The sequence below is a fragment of the Lachnotalea sp. AF33-28 genome (genome assembly GCF_003477885.1).
In the GTDB taxonomy this organism is placed as follows: domain Bacteria; phylum Bacillota; class Clostridia; order Lachnospirales; family Lachnospiraceae; genus AF33-28.
Map to the genome: position 1 here is coordinate 104,939 of NZ_QUEE01000006.1, position 15,306 is coordinate 120,244.

Genomic DNA, 15,306 nt, shown 5'->3' on the forward strand with positions numbered 1-15,306 from the left:
GTTAATGACGAAAAGTAAGAGAGTAGAGGCCCCCCTGTTTCGGGATCCGATTTACGACGGAGCATCCGATCCGACGGTGATATGGAACCGCGAAGAAGGATGTTATTATATGTTTTACACCCAGAGGAGATCCACTTCCGTGCAGGTGGGCTATTCCAGCATCCACGGTTCGGCCATCGGCGTAGCGTCTTCTACGGACGGAACCGGCTGGCTGTACCGCGGGACGCTGCCCGGCCTTGATTTCGAGCCGGGGCACAATACCTTCTGGGCGCCGGAAATCCTCTATGCCAACGGGGAGTATCATATGTATGTATCCTATATCACGGGCATACCGACGAACTGGAACTATGGAAGGAAAATACTGCATTATACGGCGGACAATCTCTGGAAGTGGAAATACAGAGGGGAAATACCGCTGTCAAGCGGCCGGGTCATTGATGCATGCGTATATGAAGTGGAGCCGGGGACCTATAAGATGTGGTATAAGGACGAGGCCCATGGAAGCCATACTTTCAGCGCGGTGAGCAGGGACCTGTATCACTGGGAGGTGCTTCGAGAAGAGATCGCCGACTGCGCCCATGAGGGCCCGAACGTGTTCGAATTCGGAGGGGTAAAATGGATGATCACGGATTTCTGGAATGGGCTTGGCGTATACCGCTCGGACGATTTTACGAACTGGGCGCGTTGTGACAAGGCGCTGCTCGATGTGCCCGGCACCAGGGCCGGTGACGGCGCGCTGGGCCATCACGCGGATGTGCTGGTGGTCAACGGGGAGGCCTATATGTTTTATTTCTGCCATCCCTACGAGCAGAAAAAGGGGGAGGAATTTGACGGCCGCCATGCCCTGACCGCCATACAGGCCACCAGGCTGACTACGGACGGCTGTGGGCTTTACTGTAACCGCAACGAGGAGTTTGAGTGGAGGCTTTGATCAGCTCCACTCTCTGCGGTATGCCAATGGGGTGAGCCCCTCCCGTTTTTCAAACTGCCGGATAAAGTGGCTGACATGACTCATGCCGCAGGCACAGGCAATTTCACCCACCGTTTTGCCGGAATAGCAGAGCAGTTCCTTGGCGTAACTGATGCGGGCGGTGATCAGGGATTCGTGGACGGTGGTTCCGGTATATTTTTTAAATTCTCTGGACAGATGATATTTGCTGACGCTGTATTTTTCTGCCAGGCTGTCCAGAGTGAGCTCATTTCTAAAATTCTGTTCTATATCCCTTGTGACAGCCTTAATATAATCCGGTATATCGGAATAGACGGCGTTTTCATCCGGACGCATAAATAGAAGCTCCGTCAGAAGGCTGACGATCAAACTGGAAGAGACCGCCTCGGTGAATCGGTCTTTTCTTTGGTTTACCGCCACAAGGCGTTTAAGCGCGCTTTCAAATATAAACGGTTGATCCGGCATAAACGGTGTGAAGCCGGAAGAAAAGATCTGTTCATAGTACCCCTTTGCGCTGCCTCCGTAGAAATGAATCCATAAAAGTTCCCAGTGTTCGCCGGGCGGACATCTGTAGCGGTGATAGTCCATACAGTCAATCAGAACCGCGCTTCCTGCAGCCAGTTCCCAGGATTCTCCCTGATACTTAAGAAGTCCCCTGCCGGAGACTGTATAAATCAGCAGATAAGAGTGCAGATTCCGCCGCTCGGTATAGTAATCCTCATCGGTTTTAAAATAGCCCGCCTCCTGAAGATAGAAGAAAGTTTTTCTGGCCGCGTTTGTGGGCGTGAGGATCAGGCGCACGGAATCCTCCGACCAGGCCGGGGAATAGTGTTCAACCAGCCGGTTATCCTTTTCGGTTCTCATAATGATCTCCTTAATAGAGCAAGAATCTGTTATTTACAGTCAAGATCGGGTGATGTATTATCTATAATCCGATTATATAATAGATATAATTGAAGCGCAATTAAATGTTATCTATGGGAGGTAGTGACTATGGGACTGGAGAAACTTAAAAAAACAAAGCGGCCGAGAATCGGCCTGTATTCCATGGGGCTTAGATATTACTGGGATCAGTTTCCGGGCCTTAGAGAACGGCTGATCGGCTACGGAACATTTATTGAGGAGAAGATCGCCGGATTTTCGGAGGCGGAAGTGTTCAACTACGGGCTGGTGGACTGCCCGGAGGAGGGGGCTAAGGCTGGAGAGTATTTTAACGCAAATCAGGTGGACTTGATTTTTGCCCATTCCGCCACTTATGTGACCAGCGCATCTATTCTGCCGCTGCATCAGAGATGTAAAGCCCCTGTGATCATCCTGAATCTGCAGCCGGCAGTCCGGATCAACTATCCGAAGACCACCACAGGGGAATGGCTGGCGCACTGCGGGGCCTGTCCTGTGCCGGAGCTGACCAACGCCTTTGCGCGCAGCGGGATAGGCTACCGTGTGATCAACGGTCTGCTGGGACTGGAGCGGACGCCGGAGATCTCCCTTGCAGATGAAACCACCGCAGGACGGCCGGAAGCGGTAAAGGCCTGGAACCAGGTGGAAGAATGGGTGACGGCTGCGGCGGTCAGGGCCGGAATCGCTGGTTCCAGATTCGGATTTCTGGGAAACACCTACTGCGGTATGCTGGATATGTACAGCGATTTCACGATGCTGCAGGCGCAGACCGGCATGCATGTTGAGGTGCTGGAGATGTGTGATCTGGACCGGATGTTAAGGCAGGTGACTGCAGATGAGGCGGCGGCCAAGCAGGAGGAGATCCGGGAGTTTTTTGAGATCAGTGAGGATTCACCCTCGGACCCCATAGCCAGAAAGCCTACATCTGAACAGATGGACTGGTCGGCCCGGGTTGCCTGCGCATTGGACCGGCTGGTGAAGGAGTACGATCTGGATGCGCTGACTTATTATTACCACGGAGCTTTGGGCGGCGAATACGAAAAGCTGCAGAGCGGGTTTATTGTAGGCCTTTCCCTGCTTACGGCCAGGGGCATTCCCTGTTCCGGAGAAGGGGATTTAAAGACCTGCCTCGCCATGAAGATGTGCGATATCGCAGGCAGAGGCGGCAGCTTCTGTGAGATCGTGGTGACAGATTATGAGGACGGCACGATTCTGCTGGGCCATGACGGGCCGTTTCATCTGGCCATCGCCAAGGGACGTCCGATCTTAAGGGGCATGGGGCTTTATCACGGCAAACAGGGTACGGGTGTGTCCGTGGAAGCAAAGGTGCGCACAGGAGAGATCACCAACCTAGGCTGTACACAGACCGCGGACGGCAGGCTCAAGTTTATTATATCTGAGGCGGAATCCACCGACGGGCCGATCATGACCATCGGAAATACCCAGACGCCCGTGAGATTTAAGACGGACCCGGACACCTATATGGACGCGTGGTTCGCTGAGGCTCCCACCCACCATTTCGCCATGAGCGTGGGGCATAACGCGTCCTTGTTTGAGAAAGCCGCTTATCTGATGGGAGTACAGAAGACGGTAATTTGAATTATGCGCCTTCTGATGCATTATAAATCAGAAGCCGTGTTACTATCTATGGTTGTCGATAAAGTAGCGGATGGTGGGGCAGAGTATGTTCCTCATAGGGATCCCTCGAAGCCCGCCGGTTCTTTCGCTGTGTAGTTTGCAGCGTTAGAACCGCTGCGCGCTTCACGGAGCGAGAGCGTGTCCCAATGAGGAACATACTCTGCCCCACCATACGCGGGAAGTTTACGTCAACTGTAATAGCAACACATCCGTACATTGAGAATGAAAATACATGGGATTAGGTATTGACATTAAAATACAGTAAGATATACTGTTAATAGTAGTATTTAAAACTATGTATGTTTGATATGGAGGATCTGTAGATGAGTGATTATATGATAACCTGCTGTTCCACAGCCGATATGCCGCTGGCATATTTAAAAGAGAAGAATATCCCCTTTGCCTGCTTTCATTTTCAGATGGATGGGAAGGAATATCTGGATGACCTCGGGCAGACCATAACCTTTGAAGAGTTTTACAACCGGATCAGGGGCGGTGCGATGCCCGTGACCTCCCAGGTCAATGCGGAGGAATTCGTGGATCTGTGGGAACCGATCCTGAAGGAGGGGAAGGATTTGCTGCATATTTCCCTGTCTTCCGGCCTGTCCGGCGAGATCAACTCCGCCAGGATCGCACAGGAGGAGCTTAAGGAGAAGTATCCCAAACGCACGGTAAAGGTGGTGGATTCTCTGGGAGCGTCCTCAGGTTACGGCCTGATAGTGGATACCGCATATGAAAAACGCGCCGCGGGAGCTTCCCTGGAAGAGCTGTACCAATGGCTGGAGGATAATAAGCTTCATATGCATCACTGGTTTTTCTCCACAGATCTGACCCATTATAAAAGGGGCGGCCGCATCTCAGCGGCGTCCGCCACCATGGGGACCCTGCTCAATATCTGTCCGCTGATGAATATGAACGATAAGGGAGAGCTGATTCCACGCAGAAAAATACGCGGCAAGAAGCAGGTAATAAAAGAGATCGTCCGGATGATGGAAGTGCATGCCAACGGCGGCCTGGAGTATTCCGGCAAATGTTTTATCTCCAATTCCGCCTGTATGGAGGATGCCAGAGCGGTTGCGGAGCTGATTGAGAGCAGATTTCCCAAGCTGAATGGGAAAGTCATGATCAACAGTGTGGGAACAGTGATCGGTTCCCATACCGGTCCGGGAACGGTGGCGTTGTTTTTCTGGGGAGACGAAAGAGTGGACTGACAGAATATAATGAGACAGGGGGCGGGAATTCCCGCCCCTTGTCTTAGAGCGTGTTTTGAAATTCATTTCCGCAATCTGTACGCTCTTAGCATTTTCAGGATCTCTTCAGTTTTGGGAGGGCAGCCCATGCAGCAGGGCTTAAATCCGGACGCACACCGTCCCACCCCCGGACCGCTGCCGGAGCTGTTCTGATACTTCTGGCCGATTTTAACCGGGTGTCCTTTTAATGCCCGAAGTTCACCGCAATCCTCCATCCTTGCCAGAGCCTGGATCAGGTTGGCATAGCAGGCGGAGCACGCGTCTTTTGCTTCTGTATACTTTGCCAGGCTCTGGACACGTCGGGAAGAAGCGGGGGAGGCCAGGGTGGTGTCCCTGTTGAGCTCGATAATGTCCGCGCGGTCGATATCACAGCTGCCCACACCGATATCTGCGGCTATCCGGATATATTCGATGTCCGCAGGCCGGTATCCCATGCAGGAAGCGATATAACTGTCCGTCAGTACCGGGTCCGAACCGGCGAAGATCCGGTTCATACGGACCGGATTGCCCCCCTCTTCAAAATCCAGATCGCCGCAGATCCCGTCGGCAACGACAAAATCGGGGCGCAGCAGTTTATTCAGATAGGCGATGGGCCTGTGCAGTCCCAGGGTATGGAAGTGGCGCTTCTCACGGTCGGAGATGCAGCCCTTCATATTTTTCAGCGCGCCGGTCACATAGGTCTGGCAATGCCCTTTCAGCACCGGCAGATCGATCAGAAAATCTGTTTCCAGCGCTTTATTGCAGATTTCCATGGAGATTCCGCCATAGCTTTGTACGCTGACGGAATCTTTTTTCGTATCGAACAGGGGAACGCCGTACTTCTTGGAGATGAGGTCATAGCCGCAGACCTTAAATGCCCTGCCTGTATCGTCCCCCACCCAGGAGCCTTCCAGTATCAGAAGGTTATGATAGCCGTATTTCTGCAGATATTCAATCACGCCCTCCACAATTTCGGGGGTGGTGGTGGCTCCTGTAGAGGAAGGTTTGGCGACCACCAGATTGGGTTTTAGCCCGATCAGGCTGTCATGGGAGGGAATCCTTCCTTTCAGATCAACAGCCTCCAGAAGGGAGGCTGTCATTTCCTTTATATGATCACCGTAAATAACATAAATCTGATTCTCGTTCATCTATGCTCTCCGTTTCACCGTGTATTCCTCTGAAATATCCACAGGCTGACTAAGCGATGATCTCCTGTCTGGACTTACCGTTTATCTTCTTCATCTGATTATAGCAGAACTGCAGGATATCCTTCCTGGTGACGATTCCGATAAATACCCGGTGATCGTCAATCACAGGCACGAAATTCTGGTGCATGGCCATGTTTAAAAGATCTTCGATATCGGCGTCGATCCGTACCGGGCGGTTATCCGACCGCCTCGCGATCTGTGAGATCGGAGTTTTTTCCGCGTCGCGGAAATTGAGATAGTAGTGGTTTTTGATAGCGAACAGCAGATCGCCCTCTGTGATGGTTCCTATATATTCGCCCTTCTGGTTGATGATCGGCATGGAAGAGTAACGGTGATATTCCATCTTCTCTAGGACCTGTCTTACGGTATCATCCTGATTTATGTAAGCGACGTCACTTTTCGGGGTAAGAAAAAATAGGATGTTCATAACTCGCCTTCTTTCCTGTTTTATTTACGTCTTCATTATAATCCAGTTAAAGAAGATAGTCAAAAGCTCACAGAAACTTTAACAAAAAATTCAGTATTTAGTAAGAAATGCCGGTTCGCAAGCGTTTCGCGCATGTCGGGGCAGAGGGGACAGTTAAAAAGGGCTGTGAAAAAGAATTTAAAAACTTCATTTTTTCACAGCCTCTATTTATCTGCAGCAGATTTAACAAACAGTTATTTCAACCGTTCCTCCAGCGCCTTCACCACAGTTTCCAGCACCTTGATGCGCGCATAATATTTATCGTTGGCTTCCACCACAACCCAGGGGGCATAGGTGGTGGAGGTGTGGATCAGCATCTCATCCACGGCGGCTTCGTATTCATCCCATTTGGCCCGGTTGCGCCAGTCCTCATCGGTGATTTTCCACTGCTTTTCAGGGTTTTCCTGGCGTTCCTTAAAGCGGCGCTCCTGTTCGTCCTTATCGATGTGCATCCAGAACTTGATCACAACGGTGCCGTGGCTGGCCAGCGCACTCTCCATCTCATTGATTTCGCGGTAAGCACGTTTCCATTCTTCCTCGGAACAAAAGCCTTCTATGCGTTCCACCATCACGCGGCCGTACCAGGAACGGTCGAAGACCGCGATGTGCCCGTCCTTGGGAAAGTTCTGCCAGAACCGCCAGAGATAGTGATGGGACTTCTCAATATCGTTGGGCGCACAGACAGGATTTACCACATAACCGCGGGGATCCAGCTTTTCTGTCAGGCGCTTGATGGCTCCGCCCTTGCCGCCTGCGTCCCATCCTTCGAAAGCCAGCACAACGGGAACGCGCTTTTTATAGAGCTCGCTGTGGAGGATGGCGATACGTTTCTGAAGATCGTTCAGCTTTTCCTTATATACCTCTTTGGATAAAGATCTGCTTAAATCCACACCGCCCAGAACGGAAGTGGCATAGGGAAGCTTCAAAGCTTCGGGGCTGTCTTTTGCCGCATCCTGTTCCTTTTCCAGGATCTTCTGCGTCTGCTTTTCTTTAAGAGCATCCTCCAGCCGGGCTGCAACTGCGGAGAGAATCTTGGCAGCTGCGTATTCTCTGTCGGTGGATTCCACAATGGTCCAGTGGGCATAGGCCTGGTCGGTGCGTTCCAGCATCTCTTCGTTCATCTGGAGATATTCGTCATAGTGTTTGTTTCTCTTAATATCGTTTTTGGAAACCCGCCAGGAGGTAGCTTTGGAGTCCAGCAGCTTTTTAAAGCGGGCTTCCTGCTCCTTCTTGGAGATTACCAGGAAAAATTTGATGATGATGGTCCCGTCATCCGTAAGCTGACGTTCGAAGCTGTTGATCTCCTCAAAAGAGTCATTGAGTCTCGCGTCATCGGTCAGGCCGTCAAAGCGGTCCACCAGCACACGGCGGTACCAGCTGCGGTCAAATATGGTGATGCGGCCCTTTTCAGGAAGCCTTGTCCAGAAGCGCCAGAGAAAGGGATGGAATTTTTCTTCTTCGGTTTCTTTCTGTGTGGTGAACACCTGAAAGCCTCTGGGGTCCAGCGGCCCTATGAGCTGGCTGATCAAAGTCCCCTTGCCGGCGGCATCCAGCCCTTCAAATACGATCACTACCGGAATCTGTGCAGATCTGCAGGCCCGCTGCAGCCGGGACAGCCGGGGTTCCAGCTGCTCCATCGCCTCTTTATACTCTTTTTTCCCCATCTTTTGGTTCAGCGCTACTTTTTCCAACATAAACGTTCCTCCTCTCACTGTAGGACCACATATTCTGTTAGCTTTAGTATGGCATATCCTGGGAGAATTATCAATCAAAATGTAACAGTTCAGACGGCGGGAAAAGTGATGCTATACACTGTTTGATCAGTTGCTGTTGACTAAATTGGTCAATGATAGTACAATGATGATTGACTGATCTGGTCAAAGAAGAGGAGGCGGATCATATTGAACGAAAAATTTTACGCTTTGCCGTTTGCAAAACAGAATGCAATCATAAACGCCGCGTCGAAGGTATTTTCAAAATCCGATTACAAACACGCCACGACGGATGCGATTGTAAAAGAGGCTGGCATTTCCAAAGGGCTGCTGTTTCACTATTTTGGAAATAAGAAAGGGTTGTATCTGTTTCTGTACCGATACTGCATCGATTTTTTGCGCAGGGAAATTCCTAAATATGCCAATTCACAGGAAACAGACTTTTTTGATATTCTCTTTCAGACACAGCGGGCGAAAGTCGCAATCATGAAACAGCACCCTTATATGATGCAGTATCTGATGACCGCCTATTTTGAAAAAGATGAAGAGGTGGCGGAAGATCTGGGCCTGCAGAATACGGATATCATAGGGCAGAGCATCGAGGCTGTGCTTCGCCGCACGGATTATACAAAGTTTAAGGACGGCGTGGACGTCAGAAAGGTGCTTAAGATGATTGTCTGGACTTCGGACGGCATGGTCAGAGACGCCATCGCGTATGCAGAGAATGAAGCGCCGAGATTTGCAGTGCCGGATGAAATGGAAACAGTGCCGGATGCAATCGATGTGGAAAAGCTGAATGAGGAGCTTCTAGGCTATCTGGAGATGCTGCGGAAGTATCTGTATAAAGAAGAGGGATAATTAATGAGGAAGCACGCAAAAAGCGTGCGCAGGTCATCAACCTGCGGTTGGTGACATTAAAGCGGAAGCACGCAAAAAGCGTGCGTAGGTCATCAACCTGCGGTTGGTGACATTAAAGAGGAGGGTGAAGGATGGATGTAATTGAAATAAGCCATATTACCAAGGACTATGGGCAGAATCGGGGTGTTTTCGATGTCAGCTTTGCTGTCAGGCAGGGAGAGGTCCTGGGATTTCTGGGCCCCAACGGCGCCGGAAAGACAACCACGATCCGGCAGCTCATGGGCTTTATAAGGCCGGACAGCGGTAAGGTATCCATACAGGGGATGGACTGCTTCCGGGATGCGGATAAGATACAGGGACATCTGGGATATCTGCCGGGGGAAATCGCTTTTATAGATTCTATGAACGGTATGGAGTTCATCCGTTTTGCTGCGGATATGAAGAATATGAAGGATCTGAAGCGCGCCAGGGAACTGATGGAACTGTTTGAGCTGAATGCAGCCGGTAAGCTTAAGAAGATGTCAAAGGGGATGAAGCAGAAAATCGGAATTATCTGCGCATTCATGAATCCGGCGGCGGACATCTATATATTGGATGAGCCAAGCAACGGCCTGGATCCGGTGATGCAGAACCGCTTTATCGATCTGATCCTGTCGGAGAAGAAAAAGGGCAAAACGATTCTGATGTCCTCGCATATGTTTGAAGAAATTGAGAGGACCTGCGACCGTGCGGCCATTATCCGCGAAGGCAGGCTGGTCGCAGTGGAGGATATGGATAAACTGAAAGAGGGACGACAGAAGATCGTGGAGATCACATTCGGGGAGGCGGCCATGGCCGAAGAATTTGCGGCAGGATGCAGGGAAGCTGTTTATGAGGCCGGCAGCAGGACGGTGACAGCCAAAGTGGGGAAGAATCTGGATGCATTTATAAAACGAGCGGGCGGATATACCGTGGCGGATCTGGATGTGCGCACACAGAGCCTGGAGGAATTCTTCCTGCATTTCTACGGAGAGGGGGGCAAGAAACAATGAACTTTACGCTGTTTAAAAAAGAAAGTAAATCCAATTGGCTGCTGCTTGTCATATTTTTAGGCGTGCTCAGCGTATATGGCAGCATGATCACAATGATGTTTGATCCCAAAATGGGAGACAGCCTGAAGGCAATGGCGGACAGCATGCCGGATCTGTTCGCAGCATTCGGCATGCTCAACGTAGGCACAACGCTTCTGGAATTTGTATCCGGATACCTCTACGGGGTGCTGTTTATAGCGTTTCCCGGCGTATTTATCATAATCTTAACCAACCGGCTGGCGGCCAGATATGTGGATAACGGCTCCATGGCATATCTGCTGGCCGCGCCGGTGAAACGCCGCCGCATCATGCTGACACAGGCTGTGTTTTTGCTGCTGTGCCTGCTTGTCATGGTGGGCTTTGTCACCGGGCTCATACTGGCCTTCGGTGAGATGCTATTTCCGGGTGAGCTTGATATACCGGCCTTTCTGCGCCTCAATGCGGGGCTTCTGGGCCTGCTCATCTTTTTCGGCGGAGCATGCTTCTGCGCCTCCTGTTTCTGTAATGAGTCGAAGACGGCCTCCGCGGTCGGTACAGGGGTTGTTGTATACTCACTGCTGATGCAGATGCTTTCCAGAGTGGGGGATAAGTTTGAGTTTCTGAGATATGCGACTCCCCTGACGCTGTTTGATGTGGACGGGTTATGTGCGGGGGACGCGAAGGCATGGCTGGGATGCGCTGCCCTGTATGCGGCCGGAATTGCGTGTACGGTGATTGGGATTGTACGGTTTGACAGGAGGGATCTTCCGCTCTGATTCATGCGGAAAAGCCGGCAGATGGCCGCAGTACAAAGAATGCAGATAACAGGCCCGGATACAGTCATTACACAGACTGTATCCGGGCCTGTTATCTGCGCCTGGCGCTGTTCATCCGTTTCAGCGCCGGTGATTTACAGCATACTCCTCACATGCTTCGATCACATACCGCACCTTTTTCGGGTCCTGGTCAGTCTGAACCGAACAGTCGCCGCAGAGGATGGTGCCAGTCTGTCCAGCCAGTGTTAGCTGTGCGGCGGTATGTTCTTTGATCTGTTTTTCGTCCCCGAGGTATAATATACCGTTGGGAGTGTTGTCAAACCCGCCCATCAGAGCGGTATTCGGCTTGAAAAATGAACGTGCCTGCCGTAAATCCATATCTTTTTCAATCCCTGCCGACCAGTTCACGGTTTTGTAATCGTAGTTCTTCCAGAGCTCGAGATTATTGGGCACCCCGGTCCAGGAACACAGGTGGGTGATATTGTAATCGGACAGGGAATTAGCGTGCGCGAGAAGGCGGCGGTCCCAGGGGCTTAGATATTCCTCATACTCTTCTTTCGAAAAACGCCAGTCTTCGCCGTTCTGCAGGGCCACAAAGATGCCGGTGATGCCCGTTTCCCGCATTAACAGGTCACAGAGCAGAAAGGTATTTTCCTCAATCACCTTCATGGCTTCGGTCAGTATATCCCTGTTTTCCCGGTACAGCTCCATGATGCGCGTTTCACCGCCTATGGTATGTTTGATGGTGGTGAATGGGGTGAAGACCATATAGTAGGTACATCCGCCGTCCTTTATCCCCTCCGTGATGCGGGCCGCCCGGTCCAGCTGTCCCGTGAAATATCGGTCGTTCCTGCTATAGCCCTTCAGGTCCTTCCAGTCCGCCAGATTCTGCACCGGCACACCTTTCCGGTATTCCATATATCCGTCAGGCTCGATACATAGGAAATCCATATTGCAGTCATGATACCATTTCAGCTGTGCCGAAACGGCATTGTCTTCCAGATCTTCTTTTGTCATACAGTGAGTATAAAAGGTGACCGGCACCCGGTCCACCGGCTTACAGTCCATAGCGTTTAACAGGCGCGTGCGCTTATCCATGGGTATACCTCCGTTTATAAAATGATGGAGCCATTATAGCATCTGCTGTCCTCCTGTTTCAAACTGAAAACATACAAAAAAAGTTAAAAATCGACCATTCAGCCGCAGGGGAATATGGAAAACGCCATGTCATTTTTAGTTACGGAACGGCTCTTTTTGCGCCACTGCAGGGGCGTGGTGCCCATGATCTGCGTGAAGTTCCTGTTGTAGCTGGTATTGCCGGAAAACCCTACCTGCAAGGCGATATCCAGCACGGTATCCTCGGTGCTATATAAGAGCTCACAGGATTTATTGATGCGTATGCGGTTGAGGTAATTTAAGGGGCCTTCCCCCATGATGGATTTAAACAACCTCCTGAAATGCGTGAGACTTAGACAGCAGCGTGCGGAAAGCTCTTCGATGCGGACCGGCTCCATGTAATGGCTGTCGATGTACTGGATCGCGGGATAGATCACCAGCTTGGATCTTAAATTTGAAAAATGGGATTCGGATTCCCTCGGCAGAAAGCGCAGCAGCTCGATCAAAAAGGAGATGCACAGACAGGCGGCGCTGATGCGGTAATTTTCACGTTTTCCTTCCATTTCATGCAGTATCTGCTGCAGCAATAGCCTCATATGCGGATAGCTTTGGACGGAGATGATGTTGGGAAAATCCGGCGAATCGAACATCAGGAGGGAGGCGTTTGGCAGTTCTCCGTGCAGATATTCCTTAAACAGGCGCTGCGTGTCAATATAGAGATATTCCCACTGGCTGTCCGTCCCATCGCAGCTCTTGGTTATGTGCATGGTGTTGGGGCAGACGATATAGAGATCGCCTGCAGTAAATCCGCAGGTCTTCCCCTCCACGAGAGCGATGCCTTCCCCCCGGTTGCAAAGGCCGATCTCCAAACAGTTATGGCAATGCAGGAACGTGATTTCATCATCCGGTATGTTCCATTCATCCGTAAATGCGATGACGGGAAAATCAGCGCGGTACGGTCAATCTTGCATCCGATGAAATGATCAGGGCAGCACAGACCCTGAAGGCCATGATCGATGCCGGAATCATGATGGATTTTCCGGATGAATGGAACGACCGTATCACCGCATTAAACAACGGTCAGATCTGCACGCTGCCATATCCGGCATGGTATAACATTGTGATGAAAGATTCTGTGGCGGATCAGAGCGGCCTGTGGGCCTATGCGCCCATGCCCGCATTTGAGGGCACGTCCGGCAATGTGAGCCTGGGCGGTTCCGTGGCGGCAATTTCCGCCTCGACAAAATATCCGAAGACCGCGAAAGCATTTGTGGAATTCTCTCTGATGAATGCAAATCAGGCGGACATCCTCTACGGGCAGAGCCAGTTTGAAGCTTATAAGCCCTACTATGATGCGGAATGCTATAAAGAAGTGGATGCATATTTCGGTGTGGCAATCGGTGAGACCTTTGCCAGGTGGGTGGATTCGCCTAAGATTGATTTCGGATACTATTTCACCGATGTGGCGGATGCGCTGGCGACGGCGATCGGAGAGATATTCATTAACGGAACCGATCCTGCCCAGGCCCTAAGTGCGGCCAATGAAGCGGCACAGAGGGCGATTGACAGTTATTGATGTGGATGGGGCCGCCGCAGCCGGTTTGCGGCGGTCCCTTTTTAGATGACAGGCAGAGCCTGACGGAGGTTTTTATGAGAAGGTCAATTTATCATAGGTCGGTACCGTATCTGTTTCTATTGCCGTTTATCGCATTCTTTTTTGTATTTATGGCTTATCCCATTGTGTTTTCGCTGATGCTCTGTTTCGGCAAATATAAGAGCGCTTCTTTTACATTTACCGGAATTGGCAATTTTTCCTTTGTTCTTTCCGATCCTCTCTTTTTTAAAGCGCTTTTCAATACCTTTCTCATGATGGTGATACAGGTGCCGGTGCAGACCGCCCTTGCGCTTATCCTGGCGAGCCTTCTCAATGTGAAAAAGCTCAAGGGCAAAGGGATCATGAGAATGGTGGTTTTTATGCCGGTTTTGCTGGATGCGGTGAGCTATTCCATTGTTTTCGGGATGTTCTTTAATTATGAAAACGGTATCGTGAACAATGTGATACGCCTGCTGGGAGGGGACGGGCTGCAGTGGCTGAATTTGGGATGGCTGGCGAAAACTGTGCTGATCATCGCCATCACATGGCGGTGGACGGGATATAATACGGTGATCATGTTAAGCGGGCTGCAGAATATACCGGAAGACCTGTATGAAGCGGCTTCGATTGATGGGGCGGGGCGCATCCGGCAGTTCTTTGCCATCACGGTGCCCGGGTTAAAGCAGGTGCTGATTTTTGCGGTGATCCTGTCTGTGAACGGCATGCTGCAGCTTTTTACGGAGCCGTATCTGCTTACCGGAGGGGGGCCGGTTAATGAGACGCTGACCATCGTGCAATACCTGTATAAGAAAGGCTTTAAATCCTTTGATTTCGGCGTCGCTTCCGCAGGCTCTTACATACTGGTCCTGATCATTGCCGCTCTGACCTTCCTGCAGATAAAAGTGACAAAGGAGGATAAAGGCAGATGAAAACAAAAAGAAACGGTTTCGCTTATGGCATCCTGTTAGTGAGCTGCGCCGTCGCGCTGTTCCCGTTTTTGTGGTCGGCGTTTGCGGCCACTCATACCAACACACAGATTTATCAGATTCAGTGGGCACTGCGCCCCGGCACCAGGCTGCTGTCCAATCTGAAAGACCTGACGGCCTCCTTCCCTCTTGGCAGGAATATGTTCAGCAGCCTTTTTATCGCTCTTGTCTATACCCTGGGAATACTGCTCATCGATTCTATGGCGGGCTTTGCCTTTGCAAAGTATGAGTTTAAAGGGAAGGGATTTCTGTTTGCGCTCTGCCTGATGGCTATGTTCATACCGACCCAGGTCACATTGATCCCTCTGTTTATTGAGATGACGGCGTTTCACATGATTGATACCTACTGGTCGGTGATCCTGCCCGGATTTGCCTCCATATTCGGCGTGTTTCTGATGCGGCAGAATTTCATGGCATTCCCGGGGGAACTGATGGAGTCGGCCAGGATTGACGGGGCGGGGGACTTCCGGATTTTTGCCAGAATTGTGATTCCGACCATGAAGCCGGCTCTGGCCTCTCTCGGAATCCTCTCGTTTGTAAATCAGTGGGGGAATTTCATGTGGCCGCTGATCACGCTGAATACGAAGGAAAAATACACAATGCCTCTGGTCCTTTCTCTGATGGTACAGCCGGGATATGTGACAAACTATGGCTCCGTGATGGCCGGGGCCATGCTGGCGCTTCTGCCCGTGCTGGTATTCTTCCTGCTTTTCCAGAAAAATTTTATAGACGGCATGCTATGCGGGGCGGTTAAAGGATAAGAGCGTCAGGAAAATCCCCCGATTCCGGATTTTATACCGCATTTTCGATTTTCGGAATTTACAC

Annotated in this window: 15 protein-coding genes; 9 read left to right on the forward strand and 6 right to left on the reverse strand. The window is 51.0% G+C overall.

Features of this window, described 5'->3' with window-relative positions:
* Window positions 1–4 precede the first annotated feature (4 nt).
* On the forward strand, window positions 5–931 hold the full coding sequence (locus DWZ56_RS10185) for a family 43 glycosylhydrolase (RefSeq protein WP_118556536.1): 927 nt from the start codon (window positions 5–7) through the stop codon (window positions 929–931).
* Here the strand turns inward: DWZ56_RS10185 and DWZ56_RS10190 are convergent, their stop codons facing one another.
* Window positions 932–1,813 carry an AraC family transcriptional regulator gene (locus tag DWZ56_RS10190; protein WP_118556537.1) on the reverse strand — a complete coding sequence of 294 codons (882 nt, stop codon included), beginning with the start codon at window positions 1,811–1,813 and terminating at the stop codon, window positions 932–934.
* Between the two features lie 129 nt (window positions 1,814–1,942).
* Here DWZ56_RS10190 and DWZ56_RS10195 point away from each other — a divergent pair, with 129 nt between their 5' ends.
* Together DWZ56_RS10195 and DWZ56_RS10200 are read left to right on the forward strand one after the other, a co-directional pair.
* Window positions 1,943–3,448: an L-fucose/L-arabinose isomerase family protein gene (locus DWZ56_RS10195; protein ID WP_118556538.1), complete on the forward strand. Its 1,506-nt coding sequence runs from the start codon at window positions 1,943–1,945 to the stop codon at window positions 3,446–3,448.
* 362 nt (window positions 3,449–3,810) lie between these two features.
* On the forward strand, window positions 3,811–4,698 hold the full coding sequence (locus tag DWZ56_RS10200) for a DegV family protein (protein WP_118556539.1): 888 nt from the start codon (window positions 3,811–3,813) through the stop codon (window positions 4,696–4,698).
* A gap of 62 nt (window positions 4,699–4,760) precedes the next feature.
* On the opposite strand, the gene DWZ56_RS10205 is transcribed toward DWZ56_RS10200, so the two are convergent.
* From DWZ56_RS10205 to DWZ56_RS10215, 3 genes are all read right to left on the reverse strand, one after another.
* The gene (locus DWZ56_RS10205) at window positions 4,761–5,864 is read right to left on the reverse strand and encodes a DUF362 domain-containing protein (protein WP_118556540.1); all 1,104 of its coding nucleotides are present in this window, start codon (window positions 5,862–5,864) and stop codon (window positions 4,761–4,763) included.
* 49 nt (window positions 5,865–5,913) lie between these two features.
* Window positions 5,914–6,351 carry a CBS domain-containing protein gene (locus tag DWZ56_RS10210; RefSeq protein WP_118556541.1) on the reverse strand — a complete coding sequence of 146 codons (438 nt, stop codon included), beginning with the start codon at window positions 6,349–6,351 and terminating at the stop codon, window positions 5,914–5,916.
* A 233-nt stretch (window positions 6,352–6,584) separates the two neighbouring features.
* On the reverse strand, window positions 6,585–8,084 hold the full coding sequence (locus tag DWZ56_RS10215; protein ID WP_118556542.1) for a phosphate--AMP phosphotransferase: 1,500 nt from the start codon (window positions 8,082–8,084) through the stop codon (window positions 6,585–6,587).
* A gap of 207 nt (window positions 8,085–8,291) precedes the next feature.
* Here DWZ56_RS10215 and DWZ56_RS10220 point away from each other — a divergent pair, with 207 nt between their 5' ends.
* From DWZ56_RS10220 to DWZ56_RS10230, 3 genes are all read left to right on the forward strand, one after another.
* Window positions 8,292–8,960 carry a TetR/AcrR family transcriptional regulator gene (locus DWZ56_RS10220; RefSeq protein ID WP_158584526.1) on the forward strand — a complete coding sequence of 223 codons (669 nt, stop codon included), beginning with the start codon at window positions 8,292–8,294 and terminating at the stop codon, window positions 8,958–8,960.
* 131 nt (window positions 8,961–9,091) lie between these two features.
* Entirely contained in the window at window positions 9,092–9,991 is a 900-nt protein-coding gene (locus DWZ56_RS10225) for an ABC transporter ATP-binding protein (RefSeq protein WP_118556544.1), read from the forward strand.
* Complete coding sequence (locus DWZ56_RS10230) at window positions 9,988–10,785, forward strand: ABC transporter permease subunit (protein WP_118556545.1); 798 nt, start codon at window positions 9,988–9,990, stop codon at window positions 10,783–10,785. Before DWZ56_RS10225 ends, DWZ56_RS10230 begins: the two co-directional genes overlap by 4 nt.
* A 120-nt stretch (window positions 10,786–10,905) precedes the next feature.
* Here DWZ56_RS10230 and DWZ56_RS10235 read toward each other — a convergent pair whose 3' ends face one another.
* Entirely contained in the window at window positions 10,906–11,883 is a 978-nt protein-coding gene (locus tag DWZ56_RS10235; RefSeq protein ID WP_118556546.1) for a uroporphyrinogen decarboxylase family protein, read from the reverse strand.
* 98 nt (window positions 11,884–11,981) lie between these two features.
* A complete protein-coding gene (locus tag DWZ56_RS10240) occupies window positions 11,982–12,836 on the reverse strand; it encodes an AraC family transcriptional regulator (RefSeq protein WP_330424860.1) in 855 nt (284 codons plus the stop codon).
* A gap of 44 nt (window positions 12,837–12,880) precedes the next feature.
* On the opposite strand from DWZ56_RS10240, the gene DWZ56_RS10245 reads away from it, so the two are divergent.
* The 3 genes from DWZ56_RS10245 (at window position 12,881) to DWZ56_RS10255 (ending at window position 15,242) form a co-directional block, all read left to right on the forward strand.
* Entirely contained in the window at window positions 12,881–13,477 is a 597-nt protein-coding gene (locus tag DWZ56_RS10245) for an extracellular solute-binding protein (protein ID WP_118556548.1), read from the forward strand.
* A gap of 74 nt (window positions 13,478–13,551) precedes the next feature.
* On the forward strand, window positions 13,552–14,424 hold the full coding sequence (locus DWZ56_RS10250; RefSeq protein ID WP_118556667.1) for a carbohydrate ABC transporter permease: 873 nt from the start codon (window positions 13,552–13,554) through the stop codon (window positions 14,422–14,424).
* Window positions 14,421–15,242, forward strand: coding sequence for a carbohydrate ABC transporter permease (locus DWZ56_RS10255; RefSeq protein ID WP_118556549.1), 822 nt, complete (start codon window positions 14,421–14,423; stop codon window positions 15,240–15,242). Before DWZ56_RS10250 ends, DWZ56_RS10255 begins: the two co-directional genes overlap by 4 nt.
* The last annotated feature ends 64 nt before the right edge of the window (window positions 15,243–15,306 follow it).

What these genes read in the sequence shown, in the direction of transcription:
- DWZ56_RS10200 (WP_118556539.1), top strand. Translation starts at nt 3,811, where the DNA reads ATGAGTGATTATATGATAACCTGCTGTTCCACAGCCGATATGCCGCTG.
- DWZ56_RS10210 (WP_118556541.1), bottom strand. Translation starts at nt 6,351, where the DNA reads ATGAACATCCTATTTTTTCTTACCCCGAAAAGTGACGTCGCTTACATA.
- DWZ56_RS10190 (WP_118556537.1), bottom strand. Translation starts at nt 1,813, where the DNA reads ATGAGAACCGAAAAGGATAACCGGCTGGTTGAACACTATTCCCCGGCC.
- DWZ56_RS10235 (WP_118556546.1), bottom strand. Translation starts at nt 11,883, where the DNA reads ATGGATAAGCGCACGCGCCTGTTAAACGCTATGGACTGTAAGCCGGTG.
- DWZ56_RS10230 (WP_118556545.1), top strand. Translation starts at nt 9,988, where the DNA reads ATGAACTTTACGCTGTTTAAAAAAGAAAGTAAATCCAATTGGCTGCTG.
- DWZ56_RS10245 (WP_118556548.1), top strand. Translation starts at nt 12,881, where the DNA reads ATGATCAGGGCAGCACAGACCCTGAAGGCCATGATCGATGCCGGAATC.
- DWZ56_RS10225 (WP_118556544.1), top strand. Translation starts at nt 9,092, where the DNA reads ATGGATGTAATTGAAATAAGCCATATTACCAAGGACTATGGGCAGAAT.
- DWZ56_RS10185 (WP_118556536.1), top strand. Translation starts at nt 5, where the DNA reads ATGACGAAAAGTAAGAGAGTAGAGGCCCCCCTGTTTCGGGATCCGATT.
- DWZ56_RS10195 (WP_118556538.1), top strand. Translation starts at nt 1,943, where the DNA reads ATGGGACTGGAGAAACTTAAAAAAACAAAGCGGCCGAGAATCGGCCTG.
- DWZ56_RS10205 (WP_118556540.1), bottom strand. Translation starts at nt 5,864, where the DNA reads ATGAACGAGAATCAGATTTATGTTATTTACGGTGATCATATAAAGGAA.
- DWZ56_RS10215 (WP_118556542.1), bottom strand. Translation starts at nt 8,084, where the DNA reads ATGTTGGAAAAAGTAGCGCTGAACCAAAAGATGGGGAAAAAAGAGTAT.
- DWZ56_RS10250 (WP_118556667.1), top strand. Translation starts at nt 13,552, where the DNA reads ATGAGAAGGTCAATTTATCATAGGTCGGTACCGTATCTGTTTCTATTG.
- DWZ56_RS10255 (WP_118556549.1), top strand. Translation starts at nt 14,421, where the DNA reads ATGAAAACAAAAAGAAACGGTTTCGCTTATGGCATCCTGTTAGTGAGC.